Origin of the sequence: Arthrobacter sp. H5 (assembly GCF_000520595.1) — a bacterium.
Lineage (GTDB): Bacteria > Actinomycetota > Actinomycetes > Actinomycetales > Micrococcaceae > Arthrobacter_D.
In genome coordinates, this window is the sequence record NZ_KI914992.1 from 40,533 (window position 1) to 57,896 (window position 17,364).

The 17,364-nt window shown below is 61.7% G+C and carries 18 protein-coding genes and 1 pseudogene; 11 read left to right on the forward strand and 8 right to left on the reverse strand.

Annotated features, from left to right (window positions below; genetic code table 11):
- Positions 1–951 (reverse strand): annotated as a pseudogene (locus tag Y708_RS28325) (sodium:solute symporter); the annotation flags it as partial.
- Positions 952–1,135: 184 nt separating this feature from the next.
- Between Y708_RS28325 and Y708_RS0110040 the strand changes: the two are divergent.
- From Y708_RS0110040 to Y708_RS0110055, 4 genes are all read left to right on the forward strand, one after another.
- On the forward strand, positions 1,136–1,714 hold the full coding sequence (locus tag Y708_RS0110040; protein ID WP_028279836.1) for a cupin domain-containing protein: 579 nt from the start codon (positions 1,136–1,138) through the stop codon (positions 1,712–1,714).
- A 139-nt stretch (positions 1,715–1,853) separates the two neighbouring features.
- Complete coding sequence (locus Y708_RS27500; protein WP_051478878.1) at positions 1,854–2,711, forward strand: hypothetical protein; 858 nt, start codon at positions 1,854–1,856, stop codon at positions 2,709–2,711.
- A 117-nt stretch (positions 2,712–2,828) separates the two neighbouring features.
- Positions 2,829–3,824: an agmatinase gene (gene speB, locus Y708_RS0110050; protein WP_028279837.1), complete on the forward strand. Its 996-nt coding sequence runs from the start codon at positions 2,829–2,831 to the stop codon at positions 3,822–3,824.
- Positions 3,825–5,492 carry a thiamine pyrophosphate-binding protein gene (locus Y708_RS0110055; RefSeq protein ID WP_028279838.1) on the forward strand — a complete coding sequence of 556 codons (1,668 nt, stop codon included), beginning with the start codon at positions 3,825–3,827 and terminating at the stop codon, positions 5,490–5,492.
- Positions 5,493–5,579: 87 nt separating this feature from the next.
- Here the strand turns inward: Y708_RS0110055 and Y708_RS0110060 are convergent, their stop codons facing one another.
- The 3 genes from Y708_RS0110060 to Y708_RS29110 form a co-directional block, all read right to left on the reverse strand.
- Positions 5,580–6,596 carry a LacI family DNA-binding transcriptional regulator gene (locus Y708_RS0110060; protein ID WP_028279839.1) on the reverse strand — a complete coding sequence of 339 codons (1,017 nt, stop codon included), beginning with the start codon at positions 6,594–6,596 and terminating at the stop codon, positions 5,580–5,582.
- 118 nt (positions 6,597–6,714) lie between these two features.
- Positions 6,715–6,897 carry a hypothetical protein gene (locus Y708_RS0110065; RefSeq protein ID WP_028279840.1) on the reverse strand — a complete coding sequence of 61 codons (183 nt, stop codon included), beginning with the start codon at positions 6,895–6,897 and terminating at the stop codon, positions 6,715–6,717.
- Positions 6,894–7,139: a hypothetical protein gene (locus tag Y708_RS29110; RefSeq protein WP_216699768.1), complete on the reverse strand. Its 246-nt coding sequence runs from the start codon at positions 7,137–7,139 to the stop codon at positions 6,894–6,896. Before Y708_RS29110 ends, Y708_RS0110065 begins: the two co-directional genes overlap by 4 nt.
- Before the next feature lie 232 nt (positions 7,140–7,371).
- On the opposite strand from Y708_RS29110, the gene Y708_RS0110075 reads away from it, so the two are divergent.
- Together Y708_RS0110075 and Y708_RS0110080 are read left to right on the forward strand one after the other, a co-directional pair.
- The gene (locus Y708_RS0110075; protein ID WP_035775911.1) at positions 7,372–7,578 is read left to right on the forward strand and encodes a hypervirulence associated TUDOR domain-containing protein; all 207 of its coding nucleotides are present in this window, start codon (positions 7,372–7,374) and stop codon (positions 7,576–7,578) included.
- 90 nt (positions 7,579–7,668) lie between these two features.
- Positions 7,669–8,295 carry an FMN reductase gene (locus Y708_RS0110080; protein ID WP_028279843.1) on the forward strand — a complete coding sequence of 209 codons (627 nt, stop codon included), beginning with the start codon at positions 7,669–7,671 and terminating at the stop codon, positions 8,293–8,295.
- 18 nt (positions 8,296–8,313) lie between these two features.
- Here Y708_RS0110080 and Y708_RS0110085 read toward each other — a convergent pair whose 3' ends face one another.
- From Y708_RS0110085 to Y708_RS0110095, 3 genes are read right to left on the reverse strand one after another with little or no spacing between them, the layout of a single operon-like run.
- Positions 8,314–9,498, reverse strand: a complete 1,185-nt coding sequence (locus Y708_RS0110085) for an FAD-dependent oxidoreductase (RefSeq protein ID WP_343212963.1) — start codon at positions 9,496–9,498, stop codon at positions 8,314–8,316.
- Positions 9,428–10,111, reverse strand: coding sequence for a class I SAM-dependent methyltransferase (locus Y708_RS0110090; RefSeq protein WP_028279845.1), 684 nt, complete (start codon positions 10,109–10,111; stop codon positions 9,428–9,430). Before Y708_RS0110090 ends, Y708_RS0110085 begins: the two co-directional genes overlap by 71 nt.
- Positions 10,112–11,236 carry a type III polyketide synthase gene (locus Y708_RS0110095; protein WP_028279846.1) on the reverse strand — a complete coding sequence of 375 codons (1,125 nt, stop codon included), beginning with the start codon at positions 11,234–11,236 and terminating at the stop codon, positions 10,112–10,114.
- Between the two features lie 114 nt (positions 11,237–11,350).
- On the opposite strand from Y708_RS0110095, the gene Y708_RS24180 reads away from it, so the two are divergent.
- From Y708_RS24180 to Y708_RS0110120, 5 genes are all read left to right on the forward strand, one after another.
- Positions 11,351–12,373, forward strand: coding sequence for a hypothetical protein (locus tag Y708_RS24180; RefSeq protein ID WP_155853805.1), 1,023 nt, complete (start codon positions 11,351–11,353; stop codon positions 12,371–12,373).
- 136 nt (positions 12,374–12,509) lie between these two features.
- Complete coding sequence (locus tag Y708_RS0110105; RefSeq protein WP_216699769.1) at positions 12,510–13,139, forward strand: hypothetical protein; 630 nt, start codon at positions 12,510–12,512, stop codon at positions 13,137–13,139.
- Positions 13,140–13,314: 175 nt separating this feature from the next.
- On the forward strand, positions 13,315–14,100 hold the full coding sequence (locus Y708_RS24185) for an SDR family NAD(P)-dependent oxidoreductase (protein ID WP_051478879.1): 786 nt from the start codon (positions 13,315–13,317) through the stop codon (positions 14,098–14,100).
- The gene (locus tag Y708_RS24190) at positions 14,097–14,618 is read left to right on the forward strand and encodes a hypothetical protein (RefSeq protein ID WP_155853807.1); all 522 of its coding nucleotides are present in this window, start codon (positions 14,097–14,099) and stop codon (positions 14,616–14,618) included. Before Y708_RS24185 ends, Y708_RS24190 begins: the two co-directional genes overlap by 4 nt.
- Positions 14,606–17,014, forward strand: coding sequence for a Tex family protein (locus tag Y708_RS0110120; protein WP_028279849.1), 2,409 nt, complete (start codon positions 14,606–14,608; stop codon positions 17,012–17,014). The genes Y708_RS24190 and Y708_RS0110120 overlap by 13 nt, the downstream gene beginning before the upstream one ends.
- 149 nt (positions 17,015–17,163) lie before the next feature.
- Here the strand turns inward: Y708_RS0110120 and Y708_RS31000 are convergent.
- Positions 17,164–17,364, reverse strand: a 201-nt coding sequence (locus Y708_RS31000; protein WP_035775913.1) for a LysM peptidoglycan-binding domain-containing protein, incomplete at its 5' end; no start/stop codon positions are given.

Here is a 17,364-nt window from a genome sequence, read left to right on the forward strand (position 1 = left end):
GGCGGCAACGGCCGCTGCGAGGACCAGCCCGCCGATTCCCACCGGAAGAATGTCGATAGCGATTTCTGCGTAGACGTCATCCGTATTTTCCAGCACGGGCAGGAGTACGCTGGCGGCCATGCCAATAATCGCTCCGGCGACGCCGTACAGAATGCAGTAGATGCCTGCAGTGGTTCCACCCCAGCGTGCAACCTGAGGGGTTTTGGAGGTGAAGACCCGCTGCCATATGTCCTGCCCGATCAGAAGACCGAGTGTGTACACCACAAAGTAGGTGATGATCGATTGCGCCCCAATGCCTGTGATGCTGAAGAATTCAGCGCTGGCGCGCTCGCGGATGCCGTCAAAGCCGCCGGCCGCGGAGAGCGAGAAGGGCAGCATCAGAGCGAAAACGCCGATGGTCTTGATAATGAACTGCGCCATATCCGCGAGCGTGATGGACCACATGCCGCCAACTGTGGAGTAGATCAGCACAATGATGCCGCCTAAGGCGATTGCCATCCACCGCTCCAGACCAAAAAGAACCACGAAAATGGTGGCATATGCGCCGGTTGACGTGGCACAAAGCACCACCGTGTAGGCGAGCATCACCAGTCCGGCTATCTTCGTGGCCTCATGGCCGTACCGCAGAGTCAGCATCTGTGAGACGGTGTAGATTTTCAGCTTCTGAATAGTCGGAGCGAAGAAAAGACTCAGCACCAGCACTCCGGTGCCGATCGCCACCACGAGCCACATGCCTGAGATGCCGTACTGGTAGCCGAGCCCCACGCCGCCCACGGTGGATGCGCCACCGAGTACAACGGCGGCCATGGTGCCTGTGTACAGCAGTGGACCGAGGCGGCGTCCGGCTACCAGATAGTCGCTGGTGTTCTTGGTGCGCGATTTGCCCCACCAGCCAAACCCGAGCATTGCGGCAAGATAAATCACCACAATGGCGATGTTGATGAATTCCATGGTGCTCCTGAAAAGAGTGGACGGAAAGACGGATGTTGCCTAATTGATATATATATTGACTAATAGACAACTTATGTTTCCCTGTAGGCTAGTTGTGACGCGGCTTACACGTCAACTGTGATCCCGGATTGAGTCAGGCGGAATCCTCTGTATGCTCTAGATCACCTCCGCTGGAAGGAACCCCATGAAGGCCCTGCCTGTTGAACCCAGCAACGCACCCGTTGCCATCGGTTCACGGATCCGCGCTGCCCGGCAGGCGCAGCGCATGACCATTGAACAAGTGGCGGATTCCACCGGACTGACCAAGGGTTTTCTCAGCCGGGTGGAGCGTGATCTGACCTCCCCGTCGGTCGCCTCGCTGGTGACGCTGTGCCAGGTGCTGTCGATCTCCATCGGGGACCTGTTTCTGGTGCCGGAAACGCATCTGACCCGTTTGGGTGAAGCGCCGAAAATCAGCTTGGGCGGAGTGGGGATCAACGAGCGGCTGATGACTGCCCGCTCCGAACGGCGCCTCCAAATGATTCGGGCCGTGATTGAGCCCCGCGGAAGCGGTGAATCCGAGTTGTACTCCGTTGACTGTGAAGTGGAAACACTGCATATTGTTGCGGGCCGGTTTGAACTCATCTTTTCCAACGACCGCTATGAGATGGAAGCAGGGGACACCATTACGTTTCCGGGCCGTGAACCGCACACCTGGGTGAATCCAACCGATCAACAGGCGATAGTGCTTTGGACGTTGGTGCCGGCAGCTTCGGGCGGCTGAACACCCCGCGTCATTCCAGCGACTCAAGGGATAACGGGTTGATGTCATTCGCCGGTTTGGTCGGTGCAGGGGGATAGGCTCGGCACAGTGACCACCGGGTGTGCCGGGGCACGTCTGTGTGGTGAGGGGATCTGGGGCAATGGGTAAAATTTTCAACGGATCGGCTGCTGTGCTGGTTGGGCTGCTGGTATTGACCGGTTGTACGGGTGGCAACAGCGAGGCGGCCGACCCGACTACCACCAGCCCGGCATCGACTTCTCCGGCAGTCACGGTGGAAGCCACGGAAGCGGCCACAGATGCGGCTACAGATGAATCTTCGGCGGAGCCTGAGGAATCCCCTTCCGAGTCTCCCTCAGGAGAGTCGCCCGCCGAACCATCTGCTGAGCCGTCTGCTGAACCATCTGCGCCGGCCTCCGAGGAGGCTCCGCCAGCTGAAACACCGGCTCCACCGGCCGAGGAAATCCCCGAAGCCACAGTCTTCACCACCGCTGATGGCTACTACAGCTTCAGCATGCCGGCCGACTGGGAAGCGATCGCGGTGCAGCCCCCGGAGCTTCCCACCTACGGGATGCGCATCAGCACCACGGCGTATGCCATCCGCAACAGCGAGGGCCAGCAGATCGCGAAGTTCATCGGCGGCATCCCGAGCAACGGTGCAATAACACTCAGCCCCGGCCATGTTCCATTGGACTCGGCGGCAACAGCATTGGCGGACCATTCCGGCCTGCCGGTGACCTTTGTCTTCGACCACAGGGCCGATGACGTCACGGGGGATCGCTTCTATGAGGCCCGGTTGGAGCCGGGCCCTGTGCCAGCCGACGGGGTATGGGGAAATCCGCTCGGCCTGGTCTCCTATGAAACAAATGGTGGTGTCAATTTCGTCAGCGTCCTTGAACCCGGGCGGTTCAAGGGTGAAGCCGAAGCCCGTGCATGGATGGATTCGGCCGAATACCAGCAGCTCAAATCGATGATGGTGTCTTTCCAACTCCACCCGTGAGGTCAAAGTTTGACTGAGACGACAGTCACAAATTAGCCTTGTGCAAAACAGTTGATGCCTATTTGGCAACTTCTTGCACGATTCACGGGCATTAATGCCCCGAAGCTGGAGGCACCCATGGACGAGTTGCGGATTACTACGGGCGGGAACGTTGGCCCGATCGATTCCTCCCGTATTCCGAGGTACGCCGGTGCGGCGACCTTTGCGCGGCTGCCCCGGTTGGATCAGGTGACCCGGGCGGATGTCGCCGTGGTGGGAGTGCCGTTCGACTCGGGCGTCTCCTACCGTCCCGGCGCCCGCTTCGGGGCCAACCATGTCCGCGAAGCGTCGCGCCTGCTGCGGCCCTACAATCCAGCCCTCAGCATTTCACCATTTGAACGTGTACAGGTAGCCGACGCCGGCGATATGGCCGTGAACCCGTTCAACATCAACGAAGCCATTGAGACCATCCAGCAAAATGCGCTGGACCTCACGCACGACGGCGCCAGGCTGGTCACGCTGGGAGGTGACCACACCATCGCCCTGCCATTGCTCCGTGCCGCCTCAGAGCGTGCGGGTGAGCCGGTAGCGCTTCTGCACTTTGATGCACACCTCGACACTTGGGACACCTACTTCGGTGCCGAATACACGCACGGAACGCCTTTCCGCCGCGCTGTGGAGGAGGGCATCCTCGACACCGAGGCAATCTCCCACGTAGGCACCCGAGGACCGCTGTACGGTGTGAAGGACCTTGAAGATGACCGCCGTTTTGGTTTTGGAATCGTCACCTCGTCCGACGTCTTCCGCCAGGGAGTCGACGAAACAGTCGCCAAACTCCGCGACCGCATCGGCAATCGCCCGCTCTATGTGTCCATCGACATCGATGTGCTTGACCCAGCCCACGCGCCCGGCACGGGAACCCCGGAAGCCGGCGGCATCACCAGCAGGGAACTCCTCGAAATCCTGCGCGGCCTCCGCGGAATGAACCTCATCGGGGCGGACGTTGTTGAAGTTGCTCCCGCCTACGATCACGCCGAAATCACCGGGGTTGCGGCGTCGCACGTTGCCTATGATCTTGTGAGCCTCATGGCTGACGCAATTTCCACAAACTCAACCACAGGAAGGCTCAGCTGAATGCAGTCCACTGACAGCGCCGCATCTGCTCCTCCACAACCGATCACCAGCCAGCGCAACGGCGGAGACCTGGTTGTCGAGACCCTCACCGCCCTCGGCGCAACAACGGTGTTCGGCATTCCCGGCCAGCACGCCCTGGGTCTCTTTGACGCCCTGTCCAGATCCCGGCTGACCTTCGTCTCCTCCAGGGTGGAAAACAATTCGGCTTTCGCAGCCGACGGATTTTCCCGGGCTACCGGTGAAGTGGGAGTCCTCTTCCTCTCGACCGGACCCGGTGCGCTCACTTCGCTGGCCGGGCTGCAGGAGGCCTATGCCACCGGGGTACCCATGGTGGTCATCGCCAGCCAAATTCCCCTTGAGGGACTGGGTGCGCGGCGCAAGGGCATGCTGCACCAGTTGGATGACCAGAAGGCGTCGGCCGCCAATGTGACCAAGAGTCAGCGGCTCATCCAGCACGCTTCGGGTATTCCGTCCGCTATCCAGGATGCCTGGACTGAGGCAGTTTCTTCGCCCCAGGGGCCCGTCTGGGTCGAGGTTCCGCAAAACGTGCTGCTGGATCCGGTGATGGTTCCGCAAGTGGAGGATGCGCTCGCCGAACCGTACGACAATCCGCCGCGTATTGAACTGGTCCGTGAAGCAGTGAAATGGCTCAAGGAAGCGAAGCGGCCGGCAATCGTGGCCGGAGGCGGCACCCGCCGCGGCAAGGCTGAAGGCTGGCTGCTCTCCATCGCCGAGAAGCTCGACGCACCCGTCCTGTGTTCGCCCGGCGGCAACGGCGCCTTCCCCTGGAACCACGAGCTGTCCCTGCAATCGTGGTGCGAGGACCGCCACGTCACGGAGGTGCTCGAAGACGCCGATGTGCTTCTGGTGATCGGATCCTCGCTGGGCGAAGTGACATCCAACTACTTCACCCTTGAGCCGCGCGGACGCATTATCCAGATCGACGCCGAACCGCGGGTGCTTGAATCCAACCGTCCGGCGCTCGGAATCAGGGCCGATGCCGGGCAGGCGCTCGCGGCACTCGACGAAGCCCTGCCTGCGGTTGAGCGGCGCACCGGCGAGTACAACCCGCGCCGTCTGGTCGCCGAAACGCTGGCCAAAGTGCAGGGCCGGCTGGACGCGCAGGACCTAGGCATGGAGCGGACGTTCATGGCCGACATCCGCGCGGCCGTTCCGACGGACATGCAGACGTTCTGGGATATGACCATCGCCGCCTATTGGGGGTGGAGCTGCTGGGATTCGAAGGACGGACAGTTCCACTCCGCGCAGGGTGCAGGTGGCCTGGGCTACGGTTTCCCGGGCGCGGTTGGCGGTGCTGTTGGTCTGGGCGGACGAGTGCTCGCGGTGTCCGGCGACGGATCGTCAATGTACTCCATCGCCGAACTGGCCACGGCCAAACAGCACAACCTTCCGGTGACCTGGCTGATTGTCGACGACGGCGGCTACGGGATCCTGCGCGAATACATGGAGGGGGCGTTCGGCAAGGCCACGGCCACGGAGCTGGCGCGGCCCGATTTCGTGAAGCTTGCAGAGGCCTTCGGTGTGTCTGCGGTGAAAGTTGCGCCGGAGAATGTGCGGGAGGCGCTCGAGTCAGGTTTCGCCGCGGAGGGACCCAACGTCGTCGTCGTGGAGACCCTCCTGCGGCTGTTTGCGCCGACGCACTTGTAAACCCACGCATCGACTCTCCCCAAAGTGACCGTCTGACGGCCATTTGAGGGCTGAGAAGGTCCGTATGGGGAGAGTCGATACGTGGTGTTAGGGTGCTGTCCCCAGGGTCGATTCCCTTGCAACCACGCTAAACGTTGTTTCGATCTCGCGCGGCGCTGGACCATCCGGTGTCTTGATGCGTTCCATCAGGACCTTGATGGCGGTCTCGGCGATTTCGGTCCGTCCGGGATCTACTGTGCTCAACGTGGGCAGTGAGTAGCGTGTCTCGTCAAGGTCATCGAAACCGATCACTGCGATGTCGTCCGGGATCCGTCGTCCAGCCTCCTGCAGGACCCGCATGGCACCCTGGGCGAGGGTGTCGTTGAAGCCGAATACGGCGTCGAACTCCACTCCGCGTTCCAGCAGTTCATGCATGGCCAAGGCACCATTGGCGCGGTGCCACTCGCCCATGTAGGCGACCAGACTGTCGTCATAGGGAACACCGCGGGCTTCCAACGCCTCCCGGTATCCCTTCAGACGCAGGCCGGCCGAGCCGATCACTTCACCCTCGTGCGCTCCCACAACCGCTATGCGCTTTCGCCCAATGTCCAGCAGGTGCTCCGTTGCCGCCCGCGCGCCTTCGATGTTCTGCATAGTCACGTGGTCGCATGAGCTGGAGAAAATCCGCTCGCCAAGGAGCACGATCGGGACCTCTGCGGTCACAAGTGCGGCATCCTCCTCGCCCAGGCCGAGCGGGCTGAAAATCAAGCCGTCGGACATCTTCAAGCGGGGGCTTTTCAATACCTCCAGCTCACGATCGCGGCCACCGCTGGTCTGCTCAATCAGCACCACCAGGCCGTGTGCTTCGGCAGCGCTGATCACCGCGTCTGCCAGTTCGGCAAAGTAGGGCAGACGCAGCTGTGGAACGGCGAGAGTGATGGCGCCGGAATGGCCGGAGCGAAGGCTGCGCGCGGTGAGATTGGGCCGATATCCGAGCTCGGCAATCGCTGCTTGAACGCGGGCCCGGGTGGTGGGCCGCACATTGGGGTGGTCATTGATGACGTTCGAAACAGTTTTGAATGAAACGCCCGCCACCTGTGCCACGTCGTGAAGAGTCGTAGCCATTGTGCTTGTCTTTCTTGTTACTGCGGGTTCCGGTGGGACCAGCTCTGAATAACAGGTCCCACCGGAAGGATACAACGTTGCAGGTATGCCCGCCATTACGGGCGTTCAAGTTGCAGATTCAGCCTTCGCGCCCGTTGCCTTTGCTCTTCTTTTCCGCGACGGTCAGCGCAACCGGGTCAGTCACCGCTGTGCCGTGTGCGTTGTGGAACACGGCCCTGACCAGAGCTCCGTTCTGCCCGGTAGCCATTTTCTTGAAGTGCAGCTCGGAACTGTGGGTGCCGTCTTCTGCGCGGACAGTCACCGGCTGTTCCACGACCGGAACCCAGGTGGCGCCGTCGTCCATTGACGTTCCCACACCGCAACCGGCGCCGGCGTCCCGCTGGCACTCGCGGTGAAGGATGCCTTCTTGCCGACGACGGCGGACTCCGGCTCCGGTGCGCCGGTCACCTCGGATAGGTCGATAGCCTGGTCGACAGTTGGCCAGCCATCCACCCACTCGAGCTTCTGGATCCAGGCGTGGGGAAGAACGGGATCGCCTGGCATGAACCGGTAGGCAATGTTGACGGTCTGGGATTGCCAGTTCTCAACGGGCTTTCCACTTGGCCACTCGATGGGCACCAGGTGGGCAGTCGGTCTCCGGCGGAACGCTGGCTTTCCATTATTACGATGAAGAGCTCGACGGCGCCTTCCGCCTGGGCCTGATCCCGTTGCGCTGGCAGGACGGTTGACCGGTGGCATCCTGGGAATAGGACCCCTGGGGTGGCAGAATCTTTGCATGGATAAAGGAGACAGAGTCAGTTGGGCCACGTCGCAGGGCAGGACCCAGGGAACGGTGGTTTCGCGGAGGGTTGCTCCCTTTACCTTCGCCGGTCAGAAATTCAATGCGAGCAGCGATGAACCGTTCTATGTGGTGGAAAGCGAGAAGACCGGGGCGCAGGCTGCCCACAAAGCGACCGCTCTGCGGAAATTGAAATCCGACTAGCTCAGCCAAATGGGATCGGGAATGTTCTGAACAGCCCACCGGTTCACTATGTAGATGCAATTACATGTAGTGAATCGAAAGGGACTTGAGATGAGTGAGCGCCGCATAGTGGTGATAACCGCAGGGCTGGGAGTGCCGTCGTCGAGCAGGATGCTGGCGGATCAGCTGGGCGAGGCAACCCAGCGTGACCTCGAAGCCGTCGGAGCGGACGTGAGCATCACCACGGTGGAGCTCAGGGAACTGGCGGTGGACATCGCCAATAACCTCGTCACCGGATTCGCTGCACCGGCGCTCGCCGAGGTTCTGGACAGCGTGGCCAGGGCGGATGCCCTCATTGTGGTCAGCCCCGTGTTTTCGGCGTCCTACAGTGGGCTGCTCAAGTCCTTGTTCGACGTCATGGACAACACCGCCCTGGACTCAATGCCCGTCCTGATCGGCGCCACCGGCGGCAGCTCGCGCCATTCCTTGATGCTGGATCACGCGATGCGTCCGCTGTTCAGCTACCTCCGTGCGCGGGTTGCGCCTACCGCGGTCTACGCGGCAACGGAGGACTGGGGCTCAGGCGATTCTGGAGCGCCAGCATTGGATGCCCGCATTGTGTGTGCTGCCGGTGAGCTGGCGGCAATGATCAACGGCACGACGACGACGCGTCGCGGGCAAACGCCGGAGTCCTCACTTCCCTTTGAGGAACTGCTGGCGCAGGTCCAGTCGCGCTAAGGCACCCCCATTGCGTGGTCAGTGCATGGTGAACGTCCTGGCCACAGCGTCGTGAACCGCGGGCACCGCTGCCAGCCGTGACATGAGGTTGTTCCGCAGTGCTAGCGGTCCCGGCTGCATGGGCCGTCCCAACACCATGTTGAGGTGGGCCTGGCGGGAAGCGGTGAAGGCGGCCCGGCGTCGTCGTGCAGTGAAGTCCCGAACTTCACGTCCAACGTTTCTACCAGCCAGTGAGCCGCTGATGATGGGCGCCAGTTCGGCGGCGTCCAACCAGCCAAGGTTCATGCCCTGGCCGCCGATGGGGCTCACCTCGTGTGCGGCGTCGCCGATCAGGATGGTGCGGCCGTCGATAAAGCGTTCCGCGATCCGGCGACGGACGGCGAACGAACTGAGCATCGTGTTCCCCCGCGGGAACACCTCCACACCGGTACGGTCACGGATCAGTTGCGCCAGGCTGTCGGACGTGGGGGAGTGGATCTGTGTCTGAGTCCTTACTACCCAGCGGCGCACACCACCGGGCAGCGGAAAGGACTCGACAATACCGTCCGGCTCCAGATAAAGCGCCGCGGTAGGCCCATCGGTTGTCGAGTCCGGGAAATCGCCCATGACGTAAGTATCAGGGTAGGTTCTCGCGGGTGCGCGCAGGCCCCCGGCCGTGCGGACAGTGCTTCGTGCGCCATCCGCGCCGATCACCAAACGTGACTCCACTACGTCGTCGGCGGTTGCGATGATGACGTGGGAGCCGATGTCGTGCACGCTCGCCACTTCGGTCTCCCGGAGCAGGGCGTCGGGCGCTACGTCATACAGACGCGCCTCGAGAATGCGTTCGGTGTGTTCCTGTGGGATTGCCAGCACGCACCTGTACGGTCCCGGAAGGCTGTCGAAGGACAGCTGGGCAACGGTTTGCCCAGCGCTGCGGGCAATTCCTCCGGGGATCTGTATACCGCCCGCCAGGAGCGTCTCCACAACCCCGGCTTTCTCCAATTCCCGCAGGGCAGGCGGATGGATTCCGATGGCACGCGAGTGGTTGCTCCGCTCAGCCCGTTGTTCGAGGACCCGCACATCAACGCCGGATTGGCCAAGCAGGATGGCTGCGAACAAGCCCACGGGGCCGCCGCCAACGATCACCACATCATGCATGGTGGATGAGAAGCTGGTGGGACGGAAAGTGCCTCTGAACCAGCCATCCGGGAGCGGCGTCACGGAGCTCCTCCGGGCGGTAGCTGCGGCGGATGGAGGTGAGGCCGTCCTGCCGGATGAAGGAGCCTCGGAGCGGTAGTGTTGCCACGCCAAACAGGGCGAAACCTAGGCTGCTACGCTTGATGTCGTTGTGGATGACGAGCCGGTTGCTGAGCTTTTGGGAGTCGCGCAGCAGGCCGCCGAGTTCGTTGGCAGTGAGGTGGTGGAGCACATGGTTGGAGGTGACGACGTCGTACGTCCGTCCTTCCGCCACCAGCTCCGAACTAAGCGCGCGGCGGTAGGTGAGCCCCGGCGTCGTCGGCTGGTTGATTGCGAATGCGTGTGCACGTTCATCGGGATCGATGGCGGTAATCTGCAGTCGGATGCCGTCCCTGGCCGCCCACCGGGCGAAGGTGCGGGGCACGTCTCCGCCGCCTGAGCCGATGTCGAGGAGGGTATTCATGCCCGACGGCGACAGCGTGGGACGCACATATCTCACCCAGGTGCGTCGCCAGGCCGTGACGGCGCTGTTGATGAGACCAAACTGTTGGTAGGTGCGGGTGAGGGTGTCCGGATCGCAATCCGGCGCGTCCATTTGCTCCACCGCATTCAGATCCCGGTGTTCCAGAAACCGCATTCAGGCTCCGGTCTTAGTGAACAGCGCCGTCTCCACGGTTAGTCCAGGTCCGAATGCCATGGAGCAGATCCGCTCGTTGCCGCCCTGCGAAGGAAGGTCAAGGATGTGCTTGAGAACAAACATGACCGTGGCGCTGCTCATATTGCCGTAGTTGCGCAACACTGCGCGGGCCGGAATCAGCTGGTTCTCAGTGAGTTTCAGCTTGGCTTCCACCTTGTCCAGGATGCTGCGTCCGCCGGGATGGATGGCCCAGTGCTCAATTTCCCGGTATTCCTTGCCGATGAGCGACTCGTCCCGTTCCAGCAGCGGTGCCAGTGCGCCGACAATGTTTTCGTCGATGATGTGCGGAACGTAGGTGCCAAGTATCATCTCGAAGCCTTCGTTACCGATGTTCCACGCCATGGACTCCTCGCCGACAGGCGTGAGTGTGGTTTCGAAGAAGTCCAGGGTGAGGCCTTTCGCCGTGGACTCCCGTGCGCTGATCACTGCCGCAGCTGCGCCATCCGCAAAAAGCGACGACCCCACGATGGTGTCAGGGTTGTTGGAGGAGCGGACATGCAGTGAGCAGAGTTCTGCGCTGACCACGAGCACCACGGCGTCAGGATCCGCCTCGCAGAATGATTTGGCTGCCCGGAGTGCCGGAAACGCCGCATAGCAGCCCATGAAGCCCAAGTGGTATCGCTGCACTGCCGGTTTTAGCCCCAATGCACGCACCACTTTGTAGTCGGGGCCGGGGTTAAAAAACCCGGTGCAGGAGACAGTGATGACATGGGTGATGTCGCCCGCCTCTATGCCGTCGGCCGCGGCTAGTGCTTTGCTTGCCGCTTCAACAAAGAGCTTGGTGCCTTCCGCCGCATAAACTTCGTTTCGTTCCTTGGTGCCCGGGCTCAGAATGCGCATTGTCCCGGAGTCGAAGAACAGCGGACTGTCACTGTGCTTCTCGAGCGTCAGTTCCTCCACCGCCGTATAGCGGGTATCGATTCCTGAGGAGTCAAAGGCAGCTCCGACGAGCCGCTTTCCGAGACGGCTGATGTCCGGCTGCGCAGCGAAGACATCCCGCACATCCGTCTGCACCATGACCGTATTGGGGACTGCCGTTTCAAGGGACCTCATCAGGACTGTCATAGTCCATTCATAGAGGAGGTTGCCCGGTAAAACAATGACACACACGAAGCGGTCGGCGCGTTGCCGCTACCCTGAAGGGGAAACCTAGGTTAGCCAACCTCAACGGAGATGATCGTGGCCCGCCAAAAGATCGCCCTTCCCGCCACCGTGGGCGCATTCGCTGTGTCGCTGGCCCTGCTGACGGGTTGTTCACCGACGGGGGATCCGCCGGACGCTTTGCCTTCGTCGCCGTCATTGTCTCCTACCGCATCGGCGGTTCCTCCACCGTCATCATCACCATCGCCGTCATCATCATCATCACCATCACCCATCCCGGCGCCGTCCCCTACCCCCGAACCGGTTCTCGAGCTGCCGCGCGGAGGCACAGAGCTGTTCCCGGACTATCGACTGGTCGGATTCAGCGGGCACCCCTATTCGCCGGGGCTGGGCAGGCTCGGGATTGGGAACATCGATGAGCGTGTAGCGGAGATCGAAGGGTATGGAACCGAACTTGCCGGCGGACGTAAGGTGATGCCTGTGCTGGAGCTGATTACCGTCGTCGTGCAGGCATCCCCGGGTGCCGACGGGAAGTACCGGGCGCGCGCGTCCGATGAAATCATCCAAAGCTACTTGGACGCCGCACGCAGGCATGATGGCATGCTTCTGCTCAACGTGCAGCCGGGCCGGTCCAGCATGACTGAAGAGGTCAAAGGCCTGGAGAAGTGGCTTCGGGAGCCGGACGTGGGAGTGGCGCTGGACCCGGAATGGGACATCACCGACCAGCAGCTACCGGGCAGGTCTTACGGTCACACTACGGGTGAAGAGATCAACGAGATCGCTGCGTACATTGACAGTCTGGTGGCAGAAAACAACCTGCCGCAAAAGCCTGTGATTTTCCATCAGGTTGCCGCGAGCGTTGTTTCCAATGAGGCGGCGATCATGGATTATGACGGCGTTGAGGTGATCAAGAGTGTCGACGGGATCGGCGCACCAGGGTCCAAAATCGAGACCTACAACGCGGTCACTCGTGGGATGCCAGCCACGGTGCACGCGGGGTTCAAGCTTTTCTTTGAGGAGGACGCAGCGCTGGGTCCGCTGATGACACCCGCGGAGGTCCTGGCTCTGGTGCCTCAGCCCGAGTACGTGCTCTACGAGTAAAAAACAGGGCCAGCACCAAGCCGAAGGCTGCACTGAACCGAATACCATGTAAGAAGCCATGGAATTCGCTGCGTCGCGAACCGTGAGAAACCTCCACCTGAAAGTACGTGATGATATGCAGGGTAGAACGGTCAAGGTGTTTGGAACTGCGATTGTTACTGCCTTCCTGCTGTCCGGCTGCATGGCGGTGGAGGAAAACCCCCTGAACGTGAACACGGCACGGGGTGTGCCAGAGAACGTCAGTGCGGTTGAGGCCATCCCTGAGGATTTCGGCGATGATCCCCTCAATCTCGGTAAGAACGGTTCCACCCTTTGTACGGCGCAGCCACCTATCGGCTATCAGGAATTCACCGTCCTCATCCACAACGAGTTGCTCTCCACGTTCACGGTGGACGACGTCAGGCTGGAATCCGCTGAGGACCTGAGCCTGTTGAAGGCAGAGATATCCACCGCTAATCGGGACGGTCACCACAAGACACAAGACGGCGAGGAAGGTGCGGGTCACGGAACGCACAGCGCCGAAGCCGCTCCCGCGGAGTCGGAGTCGGAAGAGCCTGTGAAGGCCGGTCCCGTTGAGCCCGTACCGGCAACCGGGTACGGCATCACCACCCATGAATACGTCAACCTCGTGGTTTCAGTTTCCATAGCCGAGGGCACTGAAAGTGGAACCGCCCAGGGCATTACCGTCGATTACTCAACCGACGGCCAGGAGTTCACCAACACCCATCCACTGGTACTCACGATGGATCGGGAAAGCTGCTCGTAGCGAAATCCTCTGGTAGGCGTTCGGTTTTGTTTCCGCAATGTCATCGGCAATGACAAACACGCCGCGTAGCGCTCCTTAACCGCGCAGCAACAAATCCGTAGTGCACCATGGACTTGAATTCAGTCGTCGATAATTGGCGAATGATCTTTGGCCAAAAATAGGAGAGTGCGTGCGAGTGAATGACCTCACGAATCAAGTCGTGCTGATTACCGGTGCCGGGGGCTTGGGAATCGGCCGAGGCATGGTCGAGTCCGTGCTTGAAGCAGGCGCGACAGTTGTGGGTGTGGACCTCTCGGCCGAAGCGGCAGGGAGACTCTCCGAGGCATACCCCCAGGTGCGTGCGCTGGTGGGGGATGTGGCGGACGAAGCGCAGGTTCAACGGATATTTCACGAGGCTGGCCCGGTGGATGCCTTGATCAACAGCGCAGGCATAGGGCTGGTCAAACCGTTTCACGAGGTCGAGGCGAGCGAGTATGACCGTGTCCACGACGTGGATGTGCGGGGAACCTGGTTGACATGCCGTGCCTTTGCGCGCCAAGTCCTCAGCCAGGGCAGGACGGGCTCCATTGTCAATGTCTCGTCGGTGCACGGCACTGCCACCACAGAGGGCTTTGCGGTCTACGCAGCGGCAAAGGCAGCAGTTGAAGGTCTTACCCGGGGAATGGCGATAGATCTCGGCAGCTCCGGTATCCGCTGCAATGGGGTGGCACCCGGTTATGTCCCGGCTGAGCTGGGCTTCGGTCTCCCCAAGGATTTCAGCGATGAGTCCAAAGTCCTGGTTGATGAGCATGTGAACGACTTCCAAGTCCTGAACCGGCTCATGGACGGCAGGCATATTGGTGATGCGGCAGTCTTCCTGTTGTCGGACGCAGCCCGCGGAATTACCGGACAAACGCTGCTGGTGGATGCAGGTCTCACGCTGCGGCTGTACAACAGCTCGTACTCACGGCGGATGAATTGACTACCAACCCGTTTGAACCTGGGACGGACCGCCATGAGCTGTGGGAAATGCTCATCCGCCGCAACGTTGAGGCGTGCGCGCGCGTGGACTGGGACCTGGTTGCCGGCGATTTCATCGCGGAGAATTTTATGGGCCTCGATGCCGGGGACCGCAGCGATCCTGACACCTGGACGCTGACCTTCAACGCCCTGACTGCGTACCGCGACAGCTGGTTGAACAGCGCCCGGACACTCACGGACAACACCGGGAATCTGCGGGAGGCGCTGTTGGACGCCACAGTGCTCCAGCAGGTGGCGGTTACTGGGGACTCAGCAGTTGCGTACAAAGTGGTCGACGGATGGGTAGCTTCCGGCGACGGCAGCCAGCACCACCTAAGCGGACGATCGCTGCACCTTTGCCGCAAAGTTCACTCACGGTGGAGGATTCAGGGGCTGGTAGTAAACCTGTCGGATTCCAAGCCCGACATGACGCCGGTTTCGGAAGGGATCCAGTACCTAGTGCAACAATGGCAGGCGTGAATGCACCCGATATCTCCGATGCCATTTGTCACAAGATCGCCATCGAGCTTGGCGTTAAACCATGGCAGGTCAAAGCAGCCGTGGAACTGCTCGACGGCGGCTCCACGGTTCCCTTCATCGCCCGCTACCGCAAGGAGGTCACGGGGACGCTGGATGATGCTCAGTTGCGTGAGCTGGAGGAACGCCTCCGGTACCTTCGTGAGCTTGAAGAACGCCGCGCCACGGTCCTGGAATCCATCGAAACCCAGGGCAAGCTGACGGATGCGCTGAGGGTGGCCGTCGTCGGTGCTGATACCAAGGCGAGGCTTGAGGATATCTACCTGCCGTTCAGAACCAAGCGGCGCACCAAAGCCCAGACTGCCCGCGAGGCCGGGCTCGAGCCGCTGGCTGACGCGCTGCTCACCAACCCCTCGCTGCTGCCGGAGGCTGAGGCGGGAAAGTTCATCGGGGAAGCCGTTGCCGATGTCCTGGAGGCATTGGCCGGGGCACGCGCCATCCTGGTAGAGCGGGTGGGACAGGACGCCGATCTGCTCACCGAGCTGCGGGAGCGGCTATGGAAGCAGGGCGTCATGCGGTCGCAGGTCGTCGCCGGCAAGGAAGCCGAGGGACAGAAGTTTGCGGACTACTTCGACTTTGCCCAGGCGCCATCGATGATGCCATCGCACCGTGTACTTGCACTGCTGCGCGGCGAGAAAGAGAGTGCGCTGCAACTCAGCCTCGTGGAAGCGGATCCCGCGGATGAGGAGGCCTACGCACGAACCCGGCGCCGCTACGAGAATTCGGTCGCGGCTGTCCTTGGCGTTGCGGACCGCGGCCGGCCGGCCGATGCGTGGCTGATGCAAACTGTCCAGCAGGCATGGAGGCGGCTACTGGCCAAACTCTCCATCGACCTGCGGGTTCGGCTCTTCACCGAGGCCGAGACCGAGGCGGTCCGGGTATTCGCTGCAAATCTGCGGGATGTGCTGCTCGCAGCGCCTGCCGGCAGCCGCACCACGATCGGGCTGGATCCGGGCCTGCGAACCGGAGTCAAAGTTGCCGTGGTGGACGGGACCGGCAAAGTGGTGGCCACCGACACCATCTACCCGCATGCGCCGGCACGCAAGTGGGATGACTCACTTGCTTCCCTCGCGGGTTTGGTGAAGAAGCACAGAGCGTCACTGGTAGCCATTGGCAACGGCACTGCTTCCCGCGAAACCGACAAGCTGGCGACCGAGCTGATCAAGTTACTACCGGAACAGAAGCTTCAGAAGCTTGTTGTATCGGAAGCCGGAGCCTCCGTGTACTCAGCGTCGGCCCTGGCATCAGCAGAGCTGCCCGGAATGGATGTCTCACTGCGTGGGGCAGTGTCCATTGCACGCCGGCTGCAGGATCCGCTGGCTGAGTTGGTGAAGATCGATCCAAAATCCATTGGCGTGGGCCAGTATCAGCATGACATCACGACGTCCAAGCTTGAGCGGTCGCTGAATGCTGTCATCGAGGACTGCGTGAACGCGGTGGGCGTGGACGTGAATACAGCGTCACCGTCGCTCCTGAGCCGGGTTGCCGGCGTGGGGCAGTTGCTGAGCGAAAGCATCGTCACCCACCGCAATGAACACGGACCCTTTGCCAGGCGGGCGGACCTGCTGAAGGTGCCGAGGCTGGGCGCAAAGGCATTTGAGCAATGTGCCGGATTCCTGCGTGTCACGGGAGGCAGGGAGCCGCTTGACGGCTCGGCAGTCCACCCCGAGGCGTATCCGGTTGCGAGGAAGATGGTGGCCGACGCGGGATCCGCCCTGAGGTCCCTGGATCTGCGGAACTACGTCGACGACGCGTTTGGACTGCCCACTCTGCAGGACATTCTCTCGGAGCTGGAGAAGCCGGGCAGGGATCCACGTCCCGAGTTTGTCACCGCGTCATTTTCGGAGGGTGTGGAGAAGATCGCGGATCTTCGGCCCGGAATGATCATGGACGGCGTTGTCACCAACGTTGCGGCGTTCGGCGCTTTTGTTGACGTGGGCGTACATCAGGACGGACTGGTTCATGTCTCCGCCATGGCCAACCGCTTTGTCAGTGATCCCCACGAGATTGTGAAGTCCGGCCAGGTGGTCAAGGTCAAGGTGGTGGAGGCGGACCCGGAGCGAAAACGGATTTCCCTGACCTTGAAATTGAATGACGACGCCGTCCCCTCAGATGGCCCCTCAGGTGGCCGCTCCGGTGGCCCCTCAGGTGGCCGCTCCGGTGCGGGTGCGGGAAGGGATACGGGACGGGCCGGTGAGAGAGCCGCGGACAGTGTGCCGCGGGGCGATGGACGTCGTCGTGCTTCCCGGCCGAATGGGGCGCAACCGCCCAAAGGTGCACCCACGCCGCCGGCAAACGGCGCCATGGCAGAAGCACTGCGGAAGGCAGGGCTCGCCTGAGTAGCGGTCGTCGGGGACGCAGACAATCATCTTCAGGGCGCTGTAAGCCTGGCCACCCTGTGCCGGCAGAGCAAAAGCCGCCCCGCAAACACAGTTTGCGGGGCGGCTTTTGCTCAAGAGCGTGCTGCTGGGCAGCAGGGTCTTGTTGCTTATGCAGGCAGCTGCAGAACGTCGCCGGTGAAGATGAGGTCTGCATGAATGACTGTGTCTGCGTTGGCCTCGTAGAGCGCTTCCCAGCCGCCGTCGATTTCGAGCTTGTCGGCGATGCTGCTCATGGTGTCGCCCGACTCGATGGTGTAGCTCTCGCCGCTTACGGCAGGAGCAACAGCTACGGGAGCCGGGGCTTCCAC